The organism is Streptomyces sp. TRM64462 (assembly GCF_013362995.1).
Lineage (GTDB): Bacteria > Actinomycetota > Actinomycetes > Streptomycetales > Streptomycetaceae > Streptomyces.
Genome location: NZ_JABWDV010000177.1, coordinates 1 through 20,003, shown reverse-complemented (window position 1 = coordinate 20,003; position 20,003 = coordinate 1). Strand labels below are relative to the sequence as shown.

7 protein-coding genes are annotated in these 20,003 nt (G+C 73.5%); 5 read left to right on the top strand and 2 right to left on the bottom strand.

Annotated features, from left to right (window positions below; genetic code table 11):
- Nucleotides 1-942 (bottom strand): DUF4139 domain-containing protein (locus tag HTZ82_RS08305; protein ID WP_175408652.1); only part of this gene is annotated, 942 nt, incomplete at its 3' end.
- A gap of 104 nt (nucleotides 943-1,046) precedes the next feature.
- Between HTZ82_RS08305 and HTZ82_RS08300 the strand changes: the two genes are divergently transcribed.
- Nucleotides 1,047-1,400, top strand: a complete 354-nt coding sequence (locus HTZ82_RS08300; protein WP_175408651.1) for an MmcQ/YjbR family DNA-binding protein — start codon at nucleotides 1,047-1,049, stop codon at nucleotides 1,398-1,400.
- 87 nt (nucleotides 1,401-1,487) lie between these two features.
- On the opposite strand, the gene HTZ82_RS08295 is transcribed toward HTZ82_RS08300, so the two are convergent.
- Entirely contained in the window at nucleotides 1,488-2,435 is a 948-nt protein-coding gene (locus HTZ82_RS08295; RefSeq protein ID WP_175408650.1) for a methionyl-tRNA formyltransferase, read from the bottom strand.
- Nucleotides 2,436-2,681: 246 nt separating this feature from the next.
- On the opposite strand from HTZ82_RS08295, the gene HTZ82_RS08290 reads away from it, so the two are divergent.
- The 4 genes from HTZ82_RS08290 to HTZ82_RS08275 all read left to right on the top strand — a co-directional run bounded on the left by HTZ82_RS08290 (nucleotide 2,682) and on the right by HTZ82_RS08275 (nucleotide 19,848).
- Nucleotides 2,682-4,037: a lysine N(6)-hydroxylase/L-ornithine N(5)-oxygenase family protein gene (locus HTZ82_RS08290; protein ID WP_175408649.1), complete on the top strand. Its 1,356-nt coding sequence runs from the start codon at nucleotides 2,682-2,684 to the stop codon at nucleotides 4,035-4,037.
- A 120-nt stretch (nucleotides 4,038-4,157) separates the two neighbouring features.
- Nucleotides 4,158-5,210, top strand: a complete 1,053-nt coding sequence (locus HTZ82_RS08285) for an iron-siderophore ABC transporter substrate-binding protein (RefSeq protein ID WP_309235374.1) — start codon at nucleotides 4,158-4,160, stop codon at nucleotides 5,208-5,210.
- Between the two features lie 134 nt (nucleotides 5,211-5,344).
- Nucleotides 5,345-19,642, top strand: a complete 14,298-nt coding sequence (locus HTZ82_RS08280) for a non-ribosomal peptide synthetase (protein ID WP_175408648.1) — start codon at nucleotides 5,345-5,347, stop codon at nucleotides 19,640-19,642.
- Nucleotides 19,639-19,848 (top strand): MbtH family protein, encoded by a 210-nt coding sequence (locus HTZ82_RS08275; RefSeq protein WP_175408647.1) that lies wholly within the window; start codon nucleotides 19,639-19,641, stop codon nucleotides 19,846-19,848. Before HTZ82_RS08280 ends, HTZ82_RS08275 begins: the two co-directional genes overlap by 4 nt.
- The last annotated feature ends 155 nt before the right edge of the window (nucleotides 19,849-20,003 follow it).

Below are 20,003 nucleotides of genomic sequence, written 5' to 3'. Positions count from 1 at the left end.
GTCGTACCCGGTGAACAGGTCGGCGAGCCCCGCCGGGGGCTCGCGCCAGCCCGAAGGCGCGGGGACGGGCTGACGGCGTCCGATCCGGACCGAGCGGAGCCTCGGCAGATCGGTGCGGCGCCGCAGATCGGCGGTCGCCAGGGCGATGCGCACGCCGGCCCAGTCCTCGCCGGTGCGCTGCGCGACCGAGGCGCGCAGCACCAGCCGGCCGCTGTCGTCACCCTGACGGTGGGTGAGCCGGTAGGCGGGCACCCAGACGGCGCCCGGCACCCCGTACTCCAGCTCCAGCTCCAGCTCCGCCTCCGCGTCGCCGGTGCCGTCGAGGGTGCCGTCGAGGGTCAGGACCGCGGAGACCGTGGTCCGCACGTGCGCTGAGGGCGCGTCGGTGGAGGCGCGGGCGAGCCGGTCCGCGGCGACGGTGAGTTCGTGCTCGGCGCGGCGCAGCGCCTCCTCCAGCTCGACGAGGCGTGTGTGCAGCCGCGTCAGCCGCTCGTCGACGAAGTCGGCGAGCTCCAGCCACGCGTCGGCGGGGGTGCGGCGGTGCGGGTCCTCGCGCCTGCGGGCCGGCGGGACCGGCTGCAGAGCCCTGACCTCGTCGATCAGGCTCATCTGCCGGTCCCGGCGGCCCTGCGCCGCCGCGTACGCGTCGCGCAGCCGCTCGACCTCGCGCTCCCACTCGTGGGGCGTACCGGTGCCGGGGCCCGTGCCGAGCGGCTCCGCCTCGACGTCCACCCGGGCCTCGGTGACGCGCACCCCGGGGGCGCCGAGGACACGGGCCCGCAGGGAGCCGGGGTCCAGTGAGCGGGGGAGCCCCGTCACCCGTACCCGGCCGTCCGGCGGCACGCTGCCCCGGGCCAGCCGGCGGCAGACGGCGCCCTGCGCGTACACCACGACCGCATCGAGGCTCGACGCCCACCTCTGCTGTGCCGTCCCAGCCGTCATGTGCCACGCCCCCCGCCGTGTCGGTGCTGAGCGCAGCCTACGCCCGGGCGGTCCGCGCGTCCGCGCCGCGTCCCGATGTCAGTGGCCTGTCGTACGGTCGGAGCGTGTGCACGTCTGACGAAGTTCGCGAACTCGCCCTCGCCCTGCCGGAGACGACCGAGAAGGAGGCCTGGTCCATGCCCACCTTCCGCGTCGCCGGGAAGATGTTCCTGACCCTGCCCGACGACGAGACGTCGATGGCCGTCCGCTGCCCGAAGGAGGAGCGCGGCGAGCTGGTCCTCGCCGAGCCCGAGAAGTTCTGGGTCGCGGACCACGAGGCGTCCTTCGCCTGGGTGCGGGTGCGGCTGGCCGCGCTCGACGACGCGGACGAACTCCGCGCGATCGTCGTCGACTCCTGGCGCCAGGCGGCTCCGCCCAGGCTGCTCAAGGACCACCCCGGCCTGGCGTCCCCGGCATAGAGGTCCCGCCGCGTCGAGATCCTCGGCACCGCTCCGCGCCCTCGCCCGTGCGCTGACGCGGAGCCGGCCGACTCCGGGTCCCGGTGGTCAGGGGCGGCCGGTGAGGTAGCCGCCCATCGAGGTGAAGTACTCGGTCGCGGGCAGTTCGCGGCCGTCCTCGGTGCGGACGCGGGTGATGGCCAGGCCGTGGTTGCGGCCCGTGCGGGCGTCGGCGCCGGCCACGACGACCACGCCGTCGCCCTCGCGGTAGAAGATGCGGCCGGGGGTGCCGCCGTAGCGTCCCTCGGACACGAAGGCGGAGAGGATTTCGAGGCGCTTGCCCTTGTGGAAGGTGAACGCCGCCGGGTACGGCGCGGACTGGGCGCGGACCAGGCGCTCCAGGGCGTCGGCGGGCCAGTCCCAGTTGACGCGGATGTCCTCTTCGGACCGCTTGTGGTAGAAGCTGGCCTGCGAGCGGTCCTGCCGGGTGAACTCGGTCTCGCCGGAGGCGATGCGGTCGAGCGCGCCGACGGTGACGGGGGCGATGAGGTCGACCGTCTTGTGGAACAGGTCGGTCGCGGTGTCCTTCGGCCCGACGGGGACCGCCTGCTGCAGGACGATGTCGCCCGCGTCGAGCACCTCGTCCATCATGTGCGCGGTCACGCCGACCTCGGACTCGCCGTTGATGAGGGCCCAGATGATGGGGGAGAACCCGGCGTACTTGGGCAGCAGCGAGTCGTGGACGTTCAGCGTGCCGTGGCGGGGGAGGGTGTAGACGCGGGGCGGGATCCACGTGCGCCAGTTGTTGGCCACGATGATGTCCGGGTCGGCTTCCTTGAGGAGCTGGAACAGCTCCTCGTCGTCCGGCCGGTTGCGGATGACCACGGGGACGCCGTGCTCCTCGGCCAGCTCGGCGACGGAGTCGCTCCAGATCTTCTCGTAGGCGTGCTCGCTCTTGGGGTGGGTCACGACCATCACCACGTCGTGCTCGGAGTCCAGGAGCGCTTGCAGGGTGCGGTGCCCCCAGGTCTGATAACCGAACATGACGACCCGCATGGGGGTTCCTCCTCAAGAGAGCGAATGACCGGCGACAAGTAAAGCAAGGCTTACCTAACGGTGCAACACGCCACGATTCCACGGTGATTGGTGGCGTGATCAACGATTTGCCCGTTTTGCCCACGTCGACAGCCTGGCCAGATCAGGTTAGCTTTACCTAAGTTCCGCTCGGTCGCCGGTTCCGGCGTGCCCGATGTCTCGTTCTCACCACGCCTCACAGGCGCTGTCCCGCACGATGGGAGTGACATGTCTCAGGTTCTTCCTGGCGACGCCCCTCTGGTCCACGACCTCATAGGTATCGGCTTCGGGCCGTCCAACGTGGCCATGGCGATAGCGCTCAGCGAGCACAACGCCCGCGTCGGCAGGCAGGAGGCGGTCACCGCGCACTTCTTCGAGCGGCAGCCGTGCTTCGGCTGGCACCGCGGCATGCTCATCGACGACGCGACCATGCAGGTGTCCTTCCTGAAGGACCTCGTGACCCTGCGGAACCCGTCCAGCGAGTACAGCTTCCTCTGCTACCTGCAGAGCAAGGGCCGGCTCATCGACTTCGTCAACCACAAGAACCTCTTCCCGCTGCGGGTCGAGTTCCACGACTACTTCGAGTGGGCCGCCGCGAAGGTCGACGACATGGTGTCCTACGGGCACGAGGTCGTCGCCGTCGAGCCCGTCGTCAGGGACGGCGTGATCGAGTACCTGGAGGTGACGGCACGCTCCGGCACCGAGCTCGTCGTCCACCGGGCCCGCAACCTCGTCATCGGCACGGGACTGCGCCCCCTCATGCCCGAGGGCGTCGAGCGCAGCGACCGCGTGTGGCACAACTCCGAGCTGCTCGCGAAGGTCGAAGGCCTGGAGGGCACCGACCCGCGCCGCTTCGTCGTCGTCGGCGCCGGCCAGAGCGCCGCCGAGAACGTGGCCTACCTGCACCGCCGCTTCCCCAAGGCCGAGGTCTGCGCGGTCTTCTCGCGCTACGGCTACAGCCCCGCCGACGACAGCAGCTTCGCCAACCGCATCTTCGACCCCGCCGCCGTCGACGAGTACTACACGGCGCCCGAGGACATCAAGCGCAAGCTGATGGACTACCACGGCAACACCAACTACTCCGTGGTGGACATCGACCTGATCGACGACCTCTACCGCCAGGCGTACCAGGAGAAGGTCCTCGGCACCGAGCGCCTCCGCTTCATCAACGTGTCCCGGCTCACCGGCGTCGAGGACACCGGCGACGCGGTACGCGCCAGCGTGAAGTCCCTCGTCACCGGCGAGACGTCGACCCTGGACGCCGACATCGTGGTCTACGCCACCGGCTACCGCCAGGCCGACCCGCTGGGCCTGCTCGGCGACGTGGCCCGGCACTGCCACCGCGACGACGAGGGCCGTCTGCGCGTCGAGCGCGACTACCGCGTCGCGACCGACCCGAACGTGCGCTGCGGCATCTACCTCCAGGGCGGCACCGAGCACACCCACGGCATCACCTCCTCGCTGCTGTCCAACACCGCGATCCGGGTCGGCGAGATCCTGGACTCGATCGTCACCGGTGCCCTCAAGGACACCGGAGACGTGGCCCGGCCGGTCGCCGACGAGATCGGCAGCGCCGCCCTCTGACCGCTCCCCCCGCCACCCGGAACGCCCCGGGCCGAGCCCCCCACACGCCTGCCCGCCGGTAGCGCCGTCGTACTCGGCGGATCGGGCACGCACAGTGAAACCCCCGTGAAAGGAACCTTCGTGTCCACTGGTACACGCCCCGCGCTGACGCGGCTCGTCAGAAACGTCCCCCGTGTGGCCGTTGCCGCCGTCGCCGCGCTCGCTCTGACCGCCTGTGGGGGCGGCGCCGAGAAGAAGGCCGAGTCCAAGCCCTCGACCGGCGCGAGCGCGGAGAACAAGTCCGCCGCCTTCCCGGTGACCGTCGACCACAAGTACGGCAGCACGACGATCGACAAGGAGCCGAAGCGGGTCGTCACGCTCGGCCTGTCGGACCAGGACGCCGTCCTCGCGCTCGGCGTCAAGCCGGTCGGCGCGGTCGACTGGTTCAAGGAGGACCCGTACGGCAAGTGGCCGTGGGCCAAGGACAAGTGGGGCGGCACGAAGCCCGAGATCGTCGGTGAGCGCGACGAGTACAACATCGAGAAGATCGCCGCGCTGAAGCCCGACCTCGTCGTCGCCCAGTACTCGGGCATGAAGAAGGAGCAGTACGACACCCTCTCCAAGTTCACCAAGGTCGTCGCCCAGCCCAAGGAGCACCCGGACTACGGCGCCCCCTGGCAGGTCATGACCCGGCAGATCGGCAAGGCGCTGGGCAAGGACGCCGAGACCGAGAAGCTGATCGCGGACGTGGACACCCGCTTCAAGGCCATCCGCGACAAGCACCCCGAGTTCGCCAAGATGACCGTCGCCGTGGCCGACAGCTTCGAGGCCGGCAAGTACTCGGCGTTCACCAAGACCGACCCCAAGGCGATCTTCTTCAACGAGCTCGGCTTCAAGCTGAAGCCCGAGATCGACACCATGGCCAAGCCCGGCTGGAACGTCGCCGAGCTGAGCGCCGAGAAGCTGAACGTCCTCGATGTCGACCGCCTCGTCTGGGTCACCTCCAGCACCGAGGCCAACGACCGTATCAAGGCCGAGCCGCTCTACAAGAAGCTGAAGGTCCACCAGGAGAAGCGCGACCTCTTCGTGCCGTACCAGGACCCGGACATCGGCGCCGCGTTCTCCTTCAACACGGTCCTGTCGATCCCCTACGCGATCGAGCAGATCGAACCGCTGCTGGCGGACATCAAGTAGGCGTCGGCACCCCGACTGTGCGTCCCGCCCGTCCGCCACCGGCCCTGCGGACGGGCGGGACGCACGCCGTGCGGTACACACCCGCTCTCCTCCCCCATCACTGACGCACCACCAGGGAAAGGCCCTTTCGCACGATGTTTGACGTCGAGTCGGACCGGACGTCCGCTTCCGGGATACCCGTCACGGGCGGCCAGAAGGGCGTCTGGCTCGCCCAGCAGATCGAGCCCGACAGCACCGCCTTCAACATCGTCTTCGTCCTGGACCTGAACGGCGGCGTCATCGACCTCGGCCGGCTCACCACCGCCGTACGCCAGGCGGTGACCGAGGCCGAGTGCCTGCACGTCAGCGTCACCCCGGCCGACGGCGGCGCCGTCCAGACGCCCACCGCGGCCGCTGTCGGCGTCCCCACGGTCGACCTGCGCGACGCCCAGGACCCCGAGCAGGCCGCCGCCGACTGGATGGCCGCCGACCGCGACCGTCCCGTCGACCTCGCGGCCGACCCGCTGCACGCGCAGGCCCTGCTGCGCATCGCCGACGACCGCGTCCTCTGGTACCAGCGCTACCACCACATCGCCGTCGACGGCATGGGCGTCGCCCTCATCACCCGCCGCGCCGGCGAGATCTACACCGCCGCCGTGGAGGGCCGCCGGCCCGCCCCCGTCGACTGGGCGCTCACCCGGCTCGTCGACGACGACCACGCCTACCGCGCCTCCGCACAGCACGAGCGGGACCGCGCGTACTGGCTGGACCGCCTGGCCGACCGCCCTGAGCCCGTACGCCTCACCGAGCGCGCCACGTCGGCCACGACGCGCCGCCTCCGCCGCACCGTCGAGCTGCCGCCCGCCCGCACCGACCGGCTGAACGCCGCCGCCGCACGCGCGGGCGTCCGCACCTCCCGCCTCCTCATCGCCGCCGTCGCCGCCTACCTGCACCGCACCAGCGGCGAGCAGGACCTCGTGCTCGGCCTCCCCATCGCCGCCCGCAAGGACGGCGTGTCCGTCACCACACCCGGCATGGTGTCCAACATCGTCCCGCTGCGCGTGACCGTCCGCCCGGGCACGACCGGCGCCGAACTCCTCGACCGCATAGGCCGCGAGATCGACGACGCCGTCACCCACGGCCGCTACCGCGCCGAGGACCTCGCCAGGGAACTGGGCCTGCCCGACGGCGTCCACGAGCTGGTCGGCCCGACCGTCAACGTCCTGCCCCGCGGCGGCGGCCTGCGGTTCGCCGGTCACACCACCCACCTCGACCCGGTCTGGCTCGGCCCGGTCAGTGACCTGGCCGTCAGCGTCGCGGAGGCCGACGGCGGCCGAGGCCTCCGCCTCCACCTCGACGCGGACGCCGCCGTCTGCGACGAGGAGGCCCTGCGCGTCCACGAGGTCCGCTTCCTCGCCGTACTGGAAGCGCTCGCCGACGGCCTGGACCGGCCCGTCGGCCGGATCGAGCTGACCTCCGCCGACGAGCGCGGCCGACTGCTCGGCGAGTTCGGCGTCTCCCCGTGCGACGCACCCGAACTGTCCTGGCCGGCCGCCTTCGAGCAGCAGGTGAGGCGCGACCCCGACGCGGTCGCGCTGGTCTGCGAGGACCGCGAGCTGACGTACGGCCAGCTCAACGCCGCCGCCAACCGCCTCGCCCGCCTCCTCACCGCGCGCGGCGTGCGCGCCGAGGACGTCGTCGGCGTGGCCGTGCCCCGCTCACCCGAACTCGTCGTCTCCCTGCTCGCCGTGATGAAGGCCGGGGCCGCGTACCTGCCCCTCGACGCCGACCACCCGCAGGACCGCATCGCCTACATGCTGGACGACTCCGGGGCCCGCACCGTCGTCACCACCGGCGAACTGTCCGGCGCCCTGCCGGACGCCCCCGGCGTCACCCGCCTCCTCCTCGACGCCCCGTCCACGACCGCCGGCCTGGCCGCGCAGGACCCCTCCGACCCGGGCCTGCCGATCGCTCTGGCCCAGGCCGCGTACGTCATCTACACCTCGGGCTCCACCGGCCGCCCCAAGGGCGTCGTCGTCTCCCACGACGGCGTCGGCAGCCTCGTCGCCACCGCCACCGAACGCATCGGCGTCACCGCCGGCAGCCGGGTCGTGCAGTTCGCGTCCGTCGGCTTCGACGTGACGGTCTGGGACCTGATCATGTCGCTGTGCGTCGGCGGCCGGATCATCGTCGTGCCGACCGAGCGCAGGGTCGCGGGCCCGGCCCTCACCGACTACATCGGGCGCCACCGCGCCACCCACATGATCCTGCCGCCGTCACTCGTCTCGGCGCTCCCGCAGGACTGCGAACTCCCCGAAGGCGCCGTGCTGATCGTCGGCACCGAGGCCGTCCCGAGCGAGCTGATCGCCCGCTGGTCGGACCGGCTGCGGGTCGTCGTCGCGTACGGCCTCACCGAGGCGACCGTCAACTCCACCCTGTGGCTCGCCGACCCCGAGCGACCCGGCGCCGCGCCCATCGGCCGCCCCGACCCCAACACCCGCACGTACGTCCTCGACTCGGCACTCCGCCCCGTGCCGGTCGGCGCCGACGGCGAGCTGTACGTCGCCGGGCGCGGCCTCGCCCGCGGCTACCTGGGCCGCCCCGGCCTCACCGCCGAGCGCTTCGTCGCCGACCCGTACGCCGACGAGCCCGGTGCCCGGATGTACCGCACGGGCGACCGCGTCCGCTGGGGCGCCGACGGCAACCTGGAGTTCCTCGGCCGCGCCGACGGCCAGATCAAGATCCGCGGCCACCGCATCGAGCCCGGCGAGGTCGAGAGCGCCTTCATGGCCTGCCCCGGCATCGCCCAGGCCGCCGTCCTCGTGCGCGAGGACCACCGGAAGGCCAAGCGCCTCGTCGCGTACGTCGTGGCCGGGACCGGCGCGGACGCCGACGCCGCCGTGGCGGACGCCCGCAGCCGGGTCGCCGAGTCACTGCCCGACTACATGGTGCCGTCCGCCCTCGTACGCCTCGACGGGCCGCTGCCGCTCACCCCGAACGGCAAGCTCGACGCCCGCGCACTGCCCGAACCCCGGTGGACCGCGATGACCGGCGGCGACGCGCCCACCACACCCGCCGAGACCGCGCTCGCCACACTCTTCGCGGACGTCCTCGGCCTGCCGTCGGTGGGCGTCCACGACAGCTTCTTCGAACTGGGCGGCGACAGCATCGTCGCCATCCAGCTGGTGAACCGCGCCCGCGATGCCGGGCTCGCCCTCACCCCCCGCGACGTGTTCCGGCAGCGCACGGTGGCGGCACTCGCCAGAGTCGCGGGTGAGGCCCACCGGGTCGCGGCACCCGTGGCGGAACTCGACGCGGACGCCCTGCCCGTCTCGCCGCTCCAGGAGGGCTTCTTCTTCCACGCCGCGTTCGACGAGCAGGCCGGCGACCTGTACCTCGTCCAGGAACTCCTGGACCTCGACGGCACCGTCGCCCCCGACCGGCTGCGCCAGGCCCTGCAGACGCTGCTGGACCGGCACGCGCTGCTGCGCGCCGCCTTCCGCCAGCTCCCCGACGGCAGCGTCGTCCAGCGGATCGCCGACCACGTGACCCTGCCGTGGCGCGAGGCCACCACCGAGCACACGACCCTGAAGGCGATCCTGCACCAGGACCGCGCCGAAGGCTTCGACCTCGCTCGGCCACCGCTCATGCGGGCCACGCTCGTCCGGGACGGGCAGCGCCACCGGCTGCTGCTCACCCTGCACCACATCATCGCGGACGGCTGGTCCGTGTCCGTGCTGCTGCGCGAGCTGACCGCCGCCTACCAGGGCGACACCCTCCCAGCGCCGCCCGCACCCGAGCCGTACCTGACCTGGCTGGCCTGCCGCGACCGCGACGCCGCCCGCGACGCCTGGCGGCACGCCCTGGCCGGGCTCGACGAGCCGACCCGCCTGCCGGACGCCCTCCTCACGGAGCCGTCGGACGGCACGGCGCCCGCGCGGCCCGAGCACGTCGACGTCACGCTGCCCGAGGCGCTCACCGCCTCCCTCACGGCCCGCGCCCGTACGCACGGGCTCACCCTGGGCACGATCGTCCACGGCGCCTGGGCCCTCCTGCTGAGCGGCCTGACCGGCAGCGGAGACGTGGTCTTCGGCACCACCGTGTCCGGCCGCACCACCGAGGTCCCGGGCCTGGACACGGCCGTCGGCCTGTTCATCAACACGCTGCCCGCCCGCGTCACCCTGCGCGCCGGGGACACCCTGGCCGAACTGCTCCGGCGCCTCCAGGACGAGCACGCGGCACTGCTGGACCACCAGCACCTCGGGCTCGCCGAGATCCAGCGCCTCGCGGGCGGATCCGCCGGACCCGGCGGCGGTGAACTCTTCGACACCCTCGTCGTCTTCGAGAACTACCCCACCGGCGACCACCCCGCCGACAGCGAGTCCGGTACGCGGCTCGTGACCGGCGCCGAGGTGTTCGACGCCGTCCACTACCCGCTCGCGCTGATCGTCGAGCCGCACGACGGACACCTCGCGCTGCGCTTCAAGTACGACGCGGCGCGGCTCGGCCGGACACCCGTCACCGCCCTCGCCGACCGCTTCCAGGCGCTGCTGCGCACCCTCGTCGCCGACCCGGACCGCCCGGTCGCACAGGTCGACCTGCTGTCCCGGCGGGAGCGGGAGCGCCTGACCGAGCTGAACGCCACCGCGCACCGGCTGCCCGACCCGGACGCGACGCTCGCCTCCCTGTTCGCCGCCCAGGTCGCCCGCACCCCGGACGCGCCCGCCGTCGTCTTCGAGGGCACCACCCTGTCCTACGCGGAACTCGACCGGAGCGCCGAGGCCCTGGCCAGGCGGCTGCGGGCGCGCGGCGCCGGCCCCGAGCGGTTCGTCGCGGTCGCGGTGCCCCGCTCGGCGGAGCTGATGGTCGCGCTGCTCGCCGTCCACAAGGCGGGCGCCGCCTACCTGCCCGTCGACCTGGACTACCCGGCCGACCGGGTCGCGTTCATGCTGACCGACTCCGGGGCCCGCACGGTCGTCACGACGGCCGACGCGGCCGCGCGGCTGCCCGAGGTACCGGGCCTCGAACGGGTCGTCGTCGACCGGGACGAGGACCCGCCCGCCGTGCCCGCGGTTTCCGCCGCGCCCGCCTTCGTGCAGGCAGGCCCCGACCACCCCGCGTACCTGATCTACACCTCCGGCTCCACCGGCCGCCCGAAGGGCGTCTCCGTCACGCACCGGGCCATCGTCAACCGCCTCGCCTGGATGCAGGCCGAGTACGGGCTCGTCCCCGACGACCGGATCCTCCAGAAGACGCCGTCCAGCTTCGACGTGTCGGTGTGGGAGTTCTTCTGGGCGCTCGTCGAGGGCGCGACCGTCGTCCTCGCCCGGCCCGACGGCCACCGCGACCCGGCCTACCTGGCCGAGCTGATCCGCGCCGAGCGGATCACCACGATGCACTTCGTGCCGTCCATGCTGGCCGCGTTCGTCCAGGTCATGGCTGCGGCCGACGCCGCGGACTGGGCGGCGAGCCTGCGCCGGGTGTTCTGCAGCGGCGAGGCGCTGACGGGCCCGGACGCGCGGCGCTGGACCGAACTGACGTCCCGCCACGGGCGCGGCCCCGTGCCGCTGCACAACCTGTACGGCCCCACCGAGGCCGCCGTCGACGTCACGTACTTCCCGTACGAGGGCGGGGACGAGCTCGCCGTTCCCATCGGCCGCCCCGTGTGGAACACCCGCCTGTACGTGCTGGACTCCTTCCTGCGCCCCGTCCCTGACGGCGTGCCGGGAGAGCTCTACCTCGCCGGCGTGCAGCTGGCGCGCGGCTACCACGACCGGCACGGCCTCACCGCCGAACGGTTCGTCGCCGACCCGTACGGCGAGCCGGGCACCCGCATGTACCGCACCGGCGACCTGGTGCGCCGCCGCGCCGACGGCGCTGTCGAGTACCTGGGCCGCACCGACCGCCAGGTGAAGATCCGCGGCAACCGGATCGAGCTGGGCGAGATCGAGGCCGCCCTGGCCGGTCTGCCGGGCGTCGCCCGCGCGGCCGTCATCGTCCGGGACGGCGCACTCGTCGGCTACGCGGTCCCGGCGGACGCCCCGCTCGATGCCGACGCCCTGCGCGAGGCGCTGGCGGACGCGCTGCCCGCCACCATGGTGCCCGGCGCCGTCGTGACCCTCGACGCCCTGCCGCTGACACCCAGCGGCAAGCTCGACCAGAACGCCCTGCCGTCGCCGTCCGTCGCCCCCCGGGGCGGCGGACGCGCGCCCCGCGACGAGCGGGAGCAGGCCCTGTGCGAGATCTTCACCGCCGTCCTCGGCATGCCGGGGATCGGCGCCGACGACGACTTCTTCGTGCTCGGCGGCGACAGCCTCACCTCGATCGCCGTCGTCACCCAGGCCCGCGAAAGGGGACTGACGATCAGCCCGCGTGACGTGTTCGAGCACCGGACGCCCGCCGCGCTCGCCGCCGCAGCCGCTCAGGACGAGACCGCCGCCGACGCTCCCGCCAAGACGCCCGCCGAGGCGCCCGCCGACGGCGTGACCGTCTCCGCCGCCGACGCCGGGCAGGCCGCCGCCGCCCTCCAGGCGATGCTCGCGCAGCAGCAGCAGTCCGGCGCCGCGGTCGACCCCGCCCTGCAGGCACTCCTCGCCCAGCTCACCTCCGCCGCAGGCACCACCCCGCGGCCGCAGGAGGAGCCCGCCCAGGCCGCGCCGCTCGGCGGACTGGAGCTGACACCGGAGGAGACCGCCCGCGTCGAGGCCGCCGCCGGGCTGCCCGTCGCGGACATCTGGCCGCTCTCCCCGCTCCAGGAGGGCATGTACTTCCACGCCACCTACGACGCGGGCGACGCCCTCGACGTCTACCTCTCCCAGGAGACCCTGGACTTCGACCACCGCCTCGACGCCGACCGCCTGCGCGCCGCCTGCCGGGCCCTGCTGGAGCGCAACACCAGCCTGCGCGCGGCCTTCACCAGCGACGGGCTGCCCCGCCCCGTGCAGTTCATCGCGGACGGCGCGGAGATCCCGCTCGTGGAGACCGACCTGTCCGGGCTGTCCGCCGAGGAGCGGCGCTCCCGCGTGGAGGAGCTGCTGGCGGCCGACCGGCGGCAGCGCTTCGACCTGTCCGCCCCACCGCTGTGCCGGCTCCGGCTGATCCGGCTCGGCGACGGCCGCGACCGGCTCGTCGTCACCCACCACCTCATCCTCTGGGACGGCTGGTCCGCATGGCTGTTCCTGGAAGAGCTGTTCACCCTGTACGAGCGGGCCGGTGACACCACCGGCCTGCCCGCCGCCGGCTCGTACCGCGACTACCTCGCCTGGCTGGACGGCCAGGACACGGAGCAGGCCACCGCCGCCTGGCGCGAGGCGCTGGCCGGGTTCGACGAGCCGACCCTGGTCGCCCCGACGGGCCGCGACGCAGGCCCCGTGATCCCCGCCGACCACGACATCACCCTCACCCAGGACACCAGCGACCGGCTGCGCACCCTGGCACGGCGCCACGGGCTCACCCTGAACACCGTCCTCAACGCCGCCTGGGGCCTGGTCCTCTCCGCCATGACCGGCCGCGGCGACGTGGCCTTCGGCACCGCGGTCGCCGGACGGCCCGCCGACGTCCCGAACGTCGCCGGCATCATCGGCATGTTCCTCAACACCATCCCCGCCAGGGTCTCCTTCGCCCCGGACGAGCCGCTGCTCGACCTGCTGCGGCGGATGCAGTCCGAGCGCGCCGCCGTCATGCCGTACGAATACGTCGGCCTCGGCACCCTCCAGCAGGAGACCGGCCACCGCCGCCTCTTCGACACGCTGTTCGTGCTCCGCTCGGCCGACGGCGAGGACCGTGCCGCCGCGCTGCGCCAGCGCCACGGCATCACCGACGTGTCGAACGTGGACGGCACCCACTTCCCGCTCACCCTGATCGTCACGCCCGAGACGCGGCTGCGGATCACCCTGGCGGCCCGGCCCGACCTGTTCGACGCCGACGCCGCCACCACGATCCTCGCCCGGTTCGAGCAGATCCTGGAGCGGATCGCCGAGGCCCTGGCCGCCCCCGACGCCGCCTCAGCCCGCACCGTCGGTGTGGACCTGCTGCTGCCGTGCGAGCGCGCGGCCCTGACGGCCGAGTGGGCCGGCAGCCGCGAGCCCCTGCCGGACGACACCATCGCCGACCTGCTCACCACCCAGGTCGCCCGCACCCCGGACGCGGTCGCGCTGGTCTTCGGCGAGCGCGCCCTCACGTACGCGGAACTCGACGCGCACATCAACCGGCTCGCCCGGCTGCTGCTCGCCCGGGGCGCCGGTCCTGAGAAGGTCGTCGCGCTGGCGCTGCCCCGCTCCATCGACATGGTGGCCGCGCTGTTCGCCGTCCTGCGCACCGGCGCCGCCTACCTGCCGCTCGACCTGGACCACCCGGCCGACCGGCTGCGGCTCATGGCCGAGGACACCGGCCCGCTGTGCCTGGTCTCCACGACGGCCGTCGCCCCCACCCTGCGGGACGGCACCGGCCGGCCCGCAGCGCCCGAACTCCTGCTGGACGACGAGGCCGTGGCGGCCGAGCTGGCCGGCCTGGACGGCGGCGACCTCACGGACGCCGAGCGGCCCGCGTTCGCCCACGGCGTGCCGGACCGCCTGGAGCATCCGGCGTACGTCATCTACACCTCCGGCTCGACCGGCCGCCCCAAGGGCGTCGTCACCCCGTACCGGGGCCTGACGAACATGCAGCTCAACCACCAGAAGGAGATCTTCGACCCGGCCATCGCCTCGGCCGGAGGCCGGCGCCTGCGCATCGCGCACACCGTGTCCTTCGCCTTCGACATGTCCTGGGAGGAACTGCTCTGGCTCGTCGAGGGACACGAGGTCCACGTCTGCGACGAGGAACTCCGCCGCGACGCCGAGGCCCTGGTCGCCTACTGCGACCGGCACCGCGTCGACGTCGTCAACGTCACGCCCACCTACGCCCAGCTCCTCATCGAGGAGGGCCTCCTCGACCACGACGAGGCCACCGGGAAGCACCGGCCGGCCCTGGTCCTGCTCGGCGGCGAGGCCGTGTCCGACACCGTGTGGACGAAGCTGCGCCGCACCGACCGCACCTACGGCTACAACCTGTACGGGCCGACCGAGTACACGATCAACACCCTCGGCGGGTCCACCACCGACAGCGCGACCCCGACCGTCGGCATGCCGATCCGCAACACCCGCGCCTACGTGCTGGACGCGATGCTGCGGCCGGTCCCGCCGGGCTGCCCCGGCGAGCTGTACATCGCCGGCACCGGCCTCGCCCGCGGCTACCACGACCGGCCGGGACTGACCGCCGAGCGGTTCGTCGCCGACCCGTTCGGGGAGCCCGGCGAGCGCATGTACCGCACGGGCGACCTCGTACGGCAGCGCCCGGACGGACTGCTGGACTTCCTCGGCCGCACCGACGACCAGGTCAAGATCCGCGGCTACCGGATCGAGCTGGGCGAGATCGCCACGGCCCTGTCCGCGCACCCCGACGTCGCGCACGCGGCCGTGGTCGTGCACGAGACGACCGGCACCAAGCGCCTGGTCGGGTACTTCGTACCCGAGTCCGGCGACGCGGACGCGGGCGAGGAACTGCTCCAGGCGCTGCGCGACCACCTGAAGGCGGGCCTGCCCGACTACATGGTCCCGTCCGCGCTCGTCGCCGTGGAGACCCTGCCGCTGACCGTGAACGGCAAGCTGGACGTACGGGCCCTGCCCGCCCCCGACTTCGCCGGCACGGGCACCAGCCGCGCCCCGCGCACCCCGCGCGAGGAGACCCTCTGCGCCCTGTTCGCTGAGGTGCTGGGCCTGCCGGAGGGCAGCGTCGGCATCGACAGCGACTTCTTCGAGCTGGGCGGCCACTCCCTCCTGGCCACCCGCCTGGTCAGCCGCGCCCGCACGGCCCTCGACGCCGAACTGGCCATCCGGGACCTGTTCGAGGCGCCCACCGTCGCCGAACTCGTCGAACGCGCCGACCGCTCCGGCGGCGCCGCACGCCCGGCGCTCACGGCCGGCGAGCGGCCCGACGAGCTGCCGCTCTCCCACGCCCAGCAGCGGCTGTGGGTCGTCCAGCAGATCGAGTGCACATCGGCCGCGTACAACTTCCCCCTGGTCATGCGGCTGCGCGGCGCCCTCGACCGCGACGCGTGGGCCGCGGCGCTGGCCGATGTGACCGACCGGCACGAGGCCCTGCGCACCGTGTTCGCCCAGCGGGACGGCCAGGTGTTCCAGCGGGTCCTGCCCGCCGGGGAGGCCCGGCCGGAGGTCTCGCACGTCCGGGCGGCGGAGGACGAGCTGCCCCGCATCGTCGACGCGGCCGTCAACCGGCCCTTCGACCTGGCCGCCGAACTGCCCCTGCGCGCCACGATCGTGGAGCTGGCGCCCGAGGACCACGCCGTGATCCTCCTGCTGCACCACATCACGACCGACGAGTGGTCGGACCGCCCGTTCCTGCGGGACCTGGCCGCCGCCTACCAGGCGCGCGTCTCCGGCACGGCACCGGAGTGGGAGCCGCTGCCCGTCCAGTACGCCGACTACGCCCTGTGGCAGCAGCGGCTGCTCGGCGACCCGGCGGACCCGGACAGCCTGGCCGCCCGCCAGCTCGCGTACTGGCGGACGGCTCTGGAGGGCGCCCCGGAGGAGCTGGAGCTCCCACTGGACCGGCCGCGCCCGGCCGGCCCCTCCTTCTCGGGTGCCGAGCTGGACATCGCGTTCGACGCCGAGGTCCACGAGGGCCTGAGGCGGCTCGCCCGCGAGACCGGCGCCAGCATGTTCATGGTGGTGCACGCCGCCGTCGCCGCCCTGCTGCACCGGCTGGGCGCCGGCACGGACATCCCCCTCGGCTCGCCCATCGCCGGGCGCGGTGACGAGGCGCTGGACGATCTGGTCGGCTTCTTCGTCAACACGCTGGTGCTGCGCACCGACCTGAGCGGCGACCCGAGCTTCACCGAGCTGCTCGCCCGCGTCAGGGAGACCGACCTCGCGGCGTTCTCGCACGCCGACGTGCCGTTCGAGTCCGTCGTCGAGAAGCTCAACCCGACCCGGTCGCTGTCCCGCAACCCGCTCTTCCAGGTGATGGTCGGCTACCACGCCCGCACCGGCGACGGGCTGGAACTCCCCGGACTGAGCGCGGAGTACGTGCCGTTCCGGATCAGCTCCGCCAAGTTCGACCTGGTCTTCAGCTTCACCGAGTACCTCGACGGCGACGGGGACGACTCCCTCACCTGCCGCCTGGAGTTCGCCACGGAGCTGTTCGACCAGGAGACCGCCGAGCGGCTCGGCGAGCGGCTGCGGGCGCTGGTCGCGGCCGTCGTCGCCGCGCCGCAGCGGCCCGTCTCGGAGGCACGGGTGCTGACCTCCGGGGAGCGGGAGCTGGTCCTGGAGGACTTCAACGCCACCGCCCGCGAGGTCGACGAGGCCACGTTCCCGGCCCTGTTCGCCGAGCGGCTGGCCGAGCGGCCCGACGCGGTCGCCGTCGTCGACCGGTCCCGGTCGGTGACGTACGCCCAGCTCGACGCCCGCGCCAACCGGCTCGCCCGGCTGCTGGCCGCACGCGGCGTGGGCGCTGAGAGCGTGGTCGGCGTGGCGGTGCCCCGGTCGGTGGACATGGTGGCCGCGGTGCTGGCCGCGCTGAAGCTGGGGGCGGCGTTCCTCCCGCTGGACCTGGCACACCCGGGCGACCGCCTCATGTACATGATCGAGGACTCGGGCGCGGCGCTGGTGGTCGGCACCGAGCCGGTCGCCGGGAAGATCCCGGCCGTGCCGGGCGTCCCCGTCGTCCTGCTCGACGAGCCGTCGGTGGCCGCGGAGCTCGACACCCTGCCGGACACCGCCGTCGACGCCGGCGCGGCCGCGCTGGACCAGGCCGCGTACGTGATCTACACGTCCGGCTCGACCGGCCGCCCCAAGGGCGTGGTCGTGCCCCACGAGGGCATCTCCAGCCTGGTCGCCACCGCCGTGGACCGCATGGGCCTCGAACGCGACAGCCACGTCCTGCAGTTCGCGTCGATCGGGTTCGACGTGTTCGTCTTCGAACTGGCCATGGCCCTGTGCCACGGCGGCCGGCTCGTCCTCATCACCGACGAGGCCCGGGTCGCGGGACCGGCGCTGACGGACTTCCTCGCCGAGCAGCGGATCAGCCACATGATCCTGCCGCCGTCCCTGGTGTCCGCCCTGCCGCCCGGCTGCACCCTGCCCGAGGGCTCGACCGTCCTCGTCGGCACCGAGACCGTGCCGCCGGACCTGTTCGAGCGCTTCGGCACCACCGCGCACCTCATCTGCGCGTACGGGCTCACCGAGGCGACCGTCAACTCCACGCTGTGGCGCTCCCGCGACCACGGCGGACGGCCCTCCGGCCGGGTGCCCATCGGCCGCCCGGACCCCAACACCCGCTGCTACGTGCTCGACGAGCACCTGCGGCCGGTGCCGCCCGGCGTGGCCGGCGAGCTGTACGTCTCCGGACGCGGCCTCGCGCGCGGCTACCTCGGCAAGCCGGGGCTCACGTCGGAGCGGTTCGTCGCCGACCCGTACGGCCCGCCCGGCAGCCGCATGTACCGCACCGGCGACCGCGCCCGCTGGCGCGCCGACGGCGACCTGGACTTCCTCGGCCGGGTCGACACGCAGGTGAAGGTGCGGGGCTTCCGCATCGAACTGGGCGAGATCGAGGCCGCGCTGGTGTCCCACCCGGCGGTCGCCCAGGCGGCCGTGCTGCCCGACCGGGACGGCGACATCGTGCGCCTGGTCGCCTACGCGGTGCCCGACGCGGGAGCGCTGGACCCCCAGGCGCTGCGCGCCCATGTGGCGGGCGTCCTGCCCGAGTACATGGTCCCGGCGCTCGTCGTGCCGCTCGACGGCCCGCTGCCGCTGACGCCCAACGGCAAGCTGGACCGCAAGGCGCTGCCCGCGCCGGACTGGTCGGCGATGACCGGCGACGCTGCCCCGGCGACGGAGACGCAGGCGAAGCTCGCCGAGCTGTTCTGCGAGATCCTGAAGCTGGAGAAGGTGGGCGTCCACGACAACTTCTTCGCGCTCGGCGGCCACTCCATGGCGTCGATGCGGCTCCTGGGCCGGATCCGCGCCGAGTTCGGGGTGGAGCTGAGCATCCGGGACGTCTTCGACGCGCTGACCGTGGCCGGCATCGCGGCCAAGCTGGAGGGCGCGGAGGCGGCCCGCCCGGCGCTGCGGCCCGCGGAAGACCGTACTGAGCCGCCGCAGGCAGCGCCGGTCCAGCGCCGGCAGTGGGACGCGTACCGCCGCGCGCCGGGCTTCGACCACGCGCTGGTGCTGCGCGCCGCGGGCGGCGGAGTGGCCGCGGAGGCCCTGTCGGCCGCGCTGGCCGACGTGGTGGCCCGGCACGAGCCGCTGCGGACGGCGTTCGCGGAGCGCGACGGCCTGCTCCTGCACCGGACCGCGGACGCCCCGGCGCTGCGCGTGGAGGAGTGCGCGGACCTGGACGCCCTGGACGCCCGCCTGACCGAACTGGCCGGGCAGGCCCCGGACCTGGAGCGGGAGGCCCCGCTGCGGGCCCACCTGCTGACGGCGCCGGACGGCGCGCAGGCGGTGCTGCTGTCGATGCACTACCTGGCGGTCGACGAGTGGTCGGTGGTCCCGCTGTTCCGGGACCTGACGGCGGCGTACGCCGCCCGCGCCGACGGCCGGGCGCCCGACTGGGAGCCGCTGCCCGTCACGTACACCGACTACGGCCGCTGGGCCCGCGAGGTCCTGGGCGACCTGGACGACCCGGAGAGCCGGGGCGGCCGGCAGCTGGCGTACTGGCGGCGGACGCTCAAGGACGCCCCGGCGGAACTGGCCCTGCCGCAGGACGGCACCGCACAGACCGCCGGAGGCGCCGGATACGCGGGCTTCGTCCTCGACGAGGAGCTGCACGCGGCGGTGGACGACCTGGCCCGGTCGACCGGCACCAGCATGTTCATGGTGCTGCACTCCGCGCTGGCCGCCGTCCTCACCGCCCACGGCGCGGGCACGGACCTGCCCATCGGTACGATGGTCGCCGGACGCACCGACGACCAGCTCGCCGACCTGGTGGGCTGCTTCTTCAACACCGTTGTGCTGCGCACCGACACGGCGGGCGACCCGGCGTTCACGGAGCTGCTGGCCCGCGTCCGGGAGACCACGCTGAGCGCGCTGGACCGCCAGGAGGTCCCCTTCGAGGAGGTGGTCCGGGCGACCGGGCTCGCCCCGGAGGGCCCGCAGGTCATGGTGATCCACCACGAGCAGGCGGACCTGGAGGAGCTGGAGGGCGGTATCGGTTCCCTGGAGGCGGTGCCCACGGGCTCGGCCCGGGCCCGGCTCACCCTCAGCTTCTACGAGCCGCGGGGTGACGGCCCCGTGCACTGCGGGCTGATCCACGCCACGGACCTGCTGGGCCCGGCGAAGGCGAGGCGGCTCGCCGACGAACTTCTGAGGCTGCTGCAGACCGCGACGGCCGACCCCGAACAGCCGCTGTCGGAGCTGTTCACCGCACTTTCGACAAGGAGTGACAACGCATGAGCACCAACCCGTTCGAGGACCCGCAGGGCACCTTCCTGGTCCTGGTCAACGACGAGAACCAGCACTCGCTGTGGCCGTCCTTCGCGGACGTCCCGGCCGGCTGGCGCACCGTCTTCGGCCCCGAGGCGCGCGAGGCGTGCCTGGAGTACGTCGAGACCCACTGGACCGACCTCCGCCCCGCGAGCCTGACAGCCGCCCAGGCCTGACGCTCGCGCCCCGATACGCCGCCGCCCCCGTGGAACCTCTCCACGGGGGCGGCGGCGCGTGTTTGTCCCCTATCCCGCCCCTTCCCGAATCGGGGGGCTCTGCCCCCGAACCCCCGCTCCTCAATCTCCCCCAAGCTCTTCGAGCAGGGGGGACC

Excerpts from the sequence above, each read along its gene's own strand:
- HTZ82_RS08290 (WP_175408649.1), top strand. The coding sequence starts at position 2,682 with ATGTCTCAGGTTCTTCCTGGCGACGCCCCTCTGGTCCACGACCTCATA.
- HTZ82_RS08295 (WP_175408650.1), bottom strand. The coding sequence starts at position 2,435 with ATGCGGGTCGTCATGTTCGGTTATCAGACCTGGGGGCACCGCACCCTG.
- HTZ82_RS08275 (WP_175408647.1), top strand. The coding sequence starts at position 19,639 with ATGAGCACCAACCCGTTCGAGGACCCGCAGGGCACCTTCCTGGTCCTG.
- HTZ82_RS08280 (WP_175408648.1), top strand. The coding sequence starts at position 5,345 with ATGTTTGACGTCGAGTCGGACCGGACGTCCGCTTCCGGGATACCCGTC.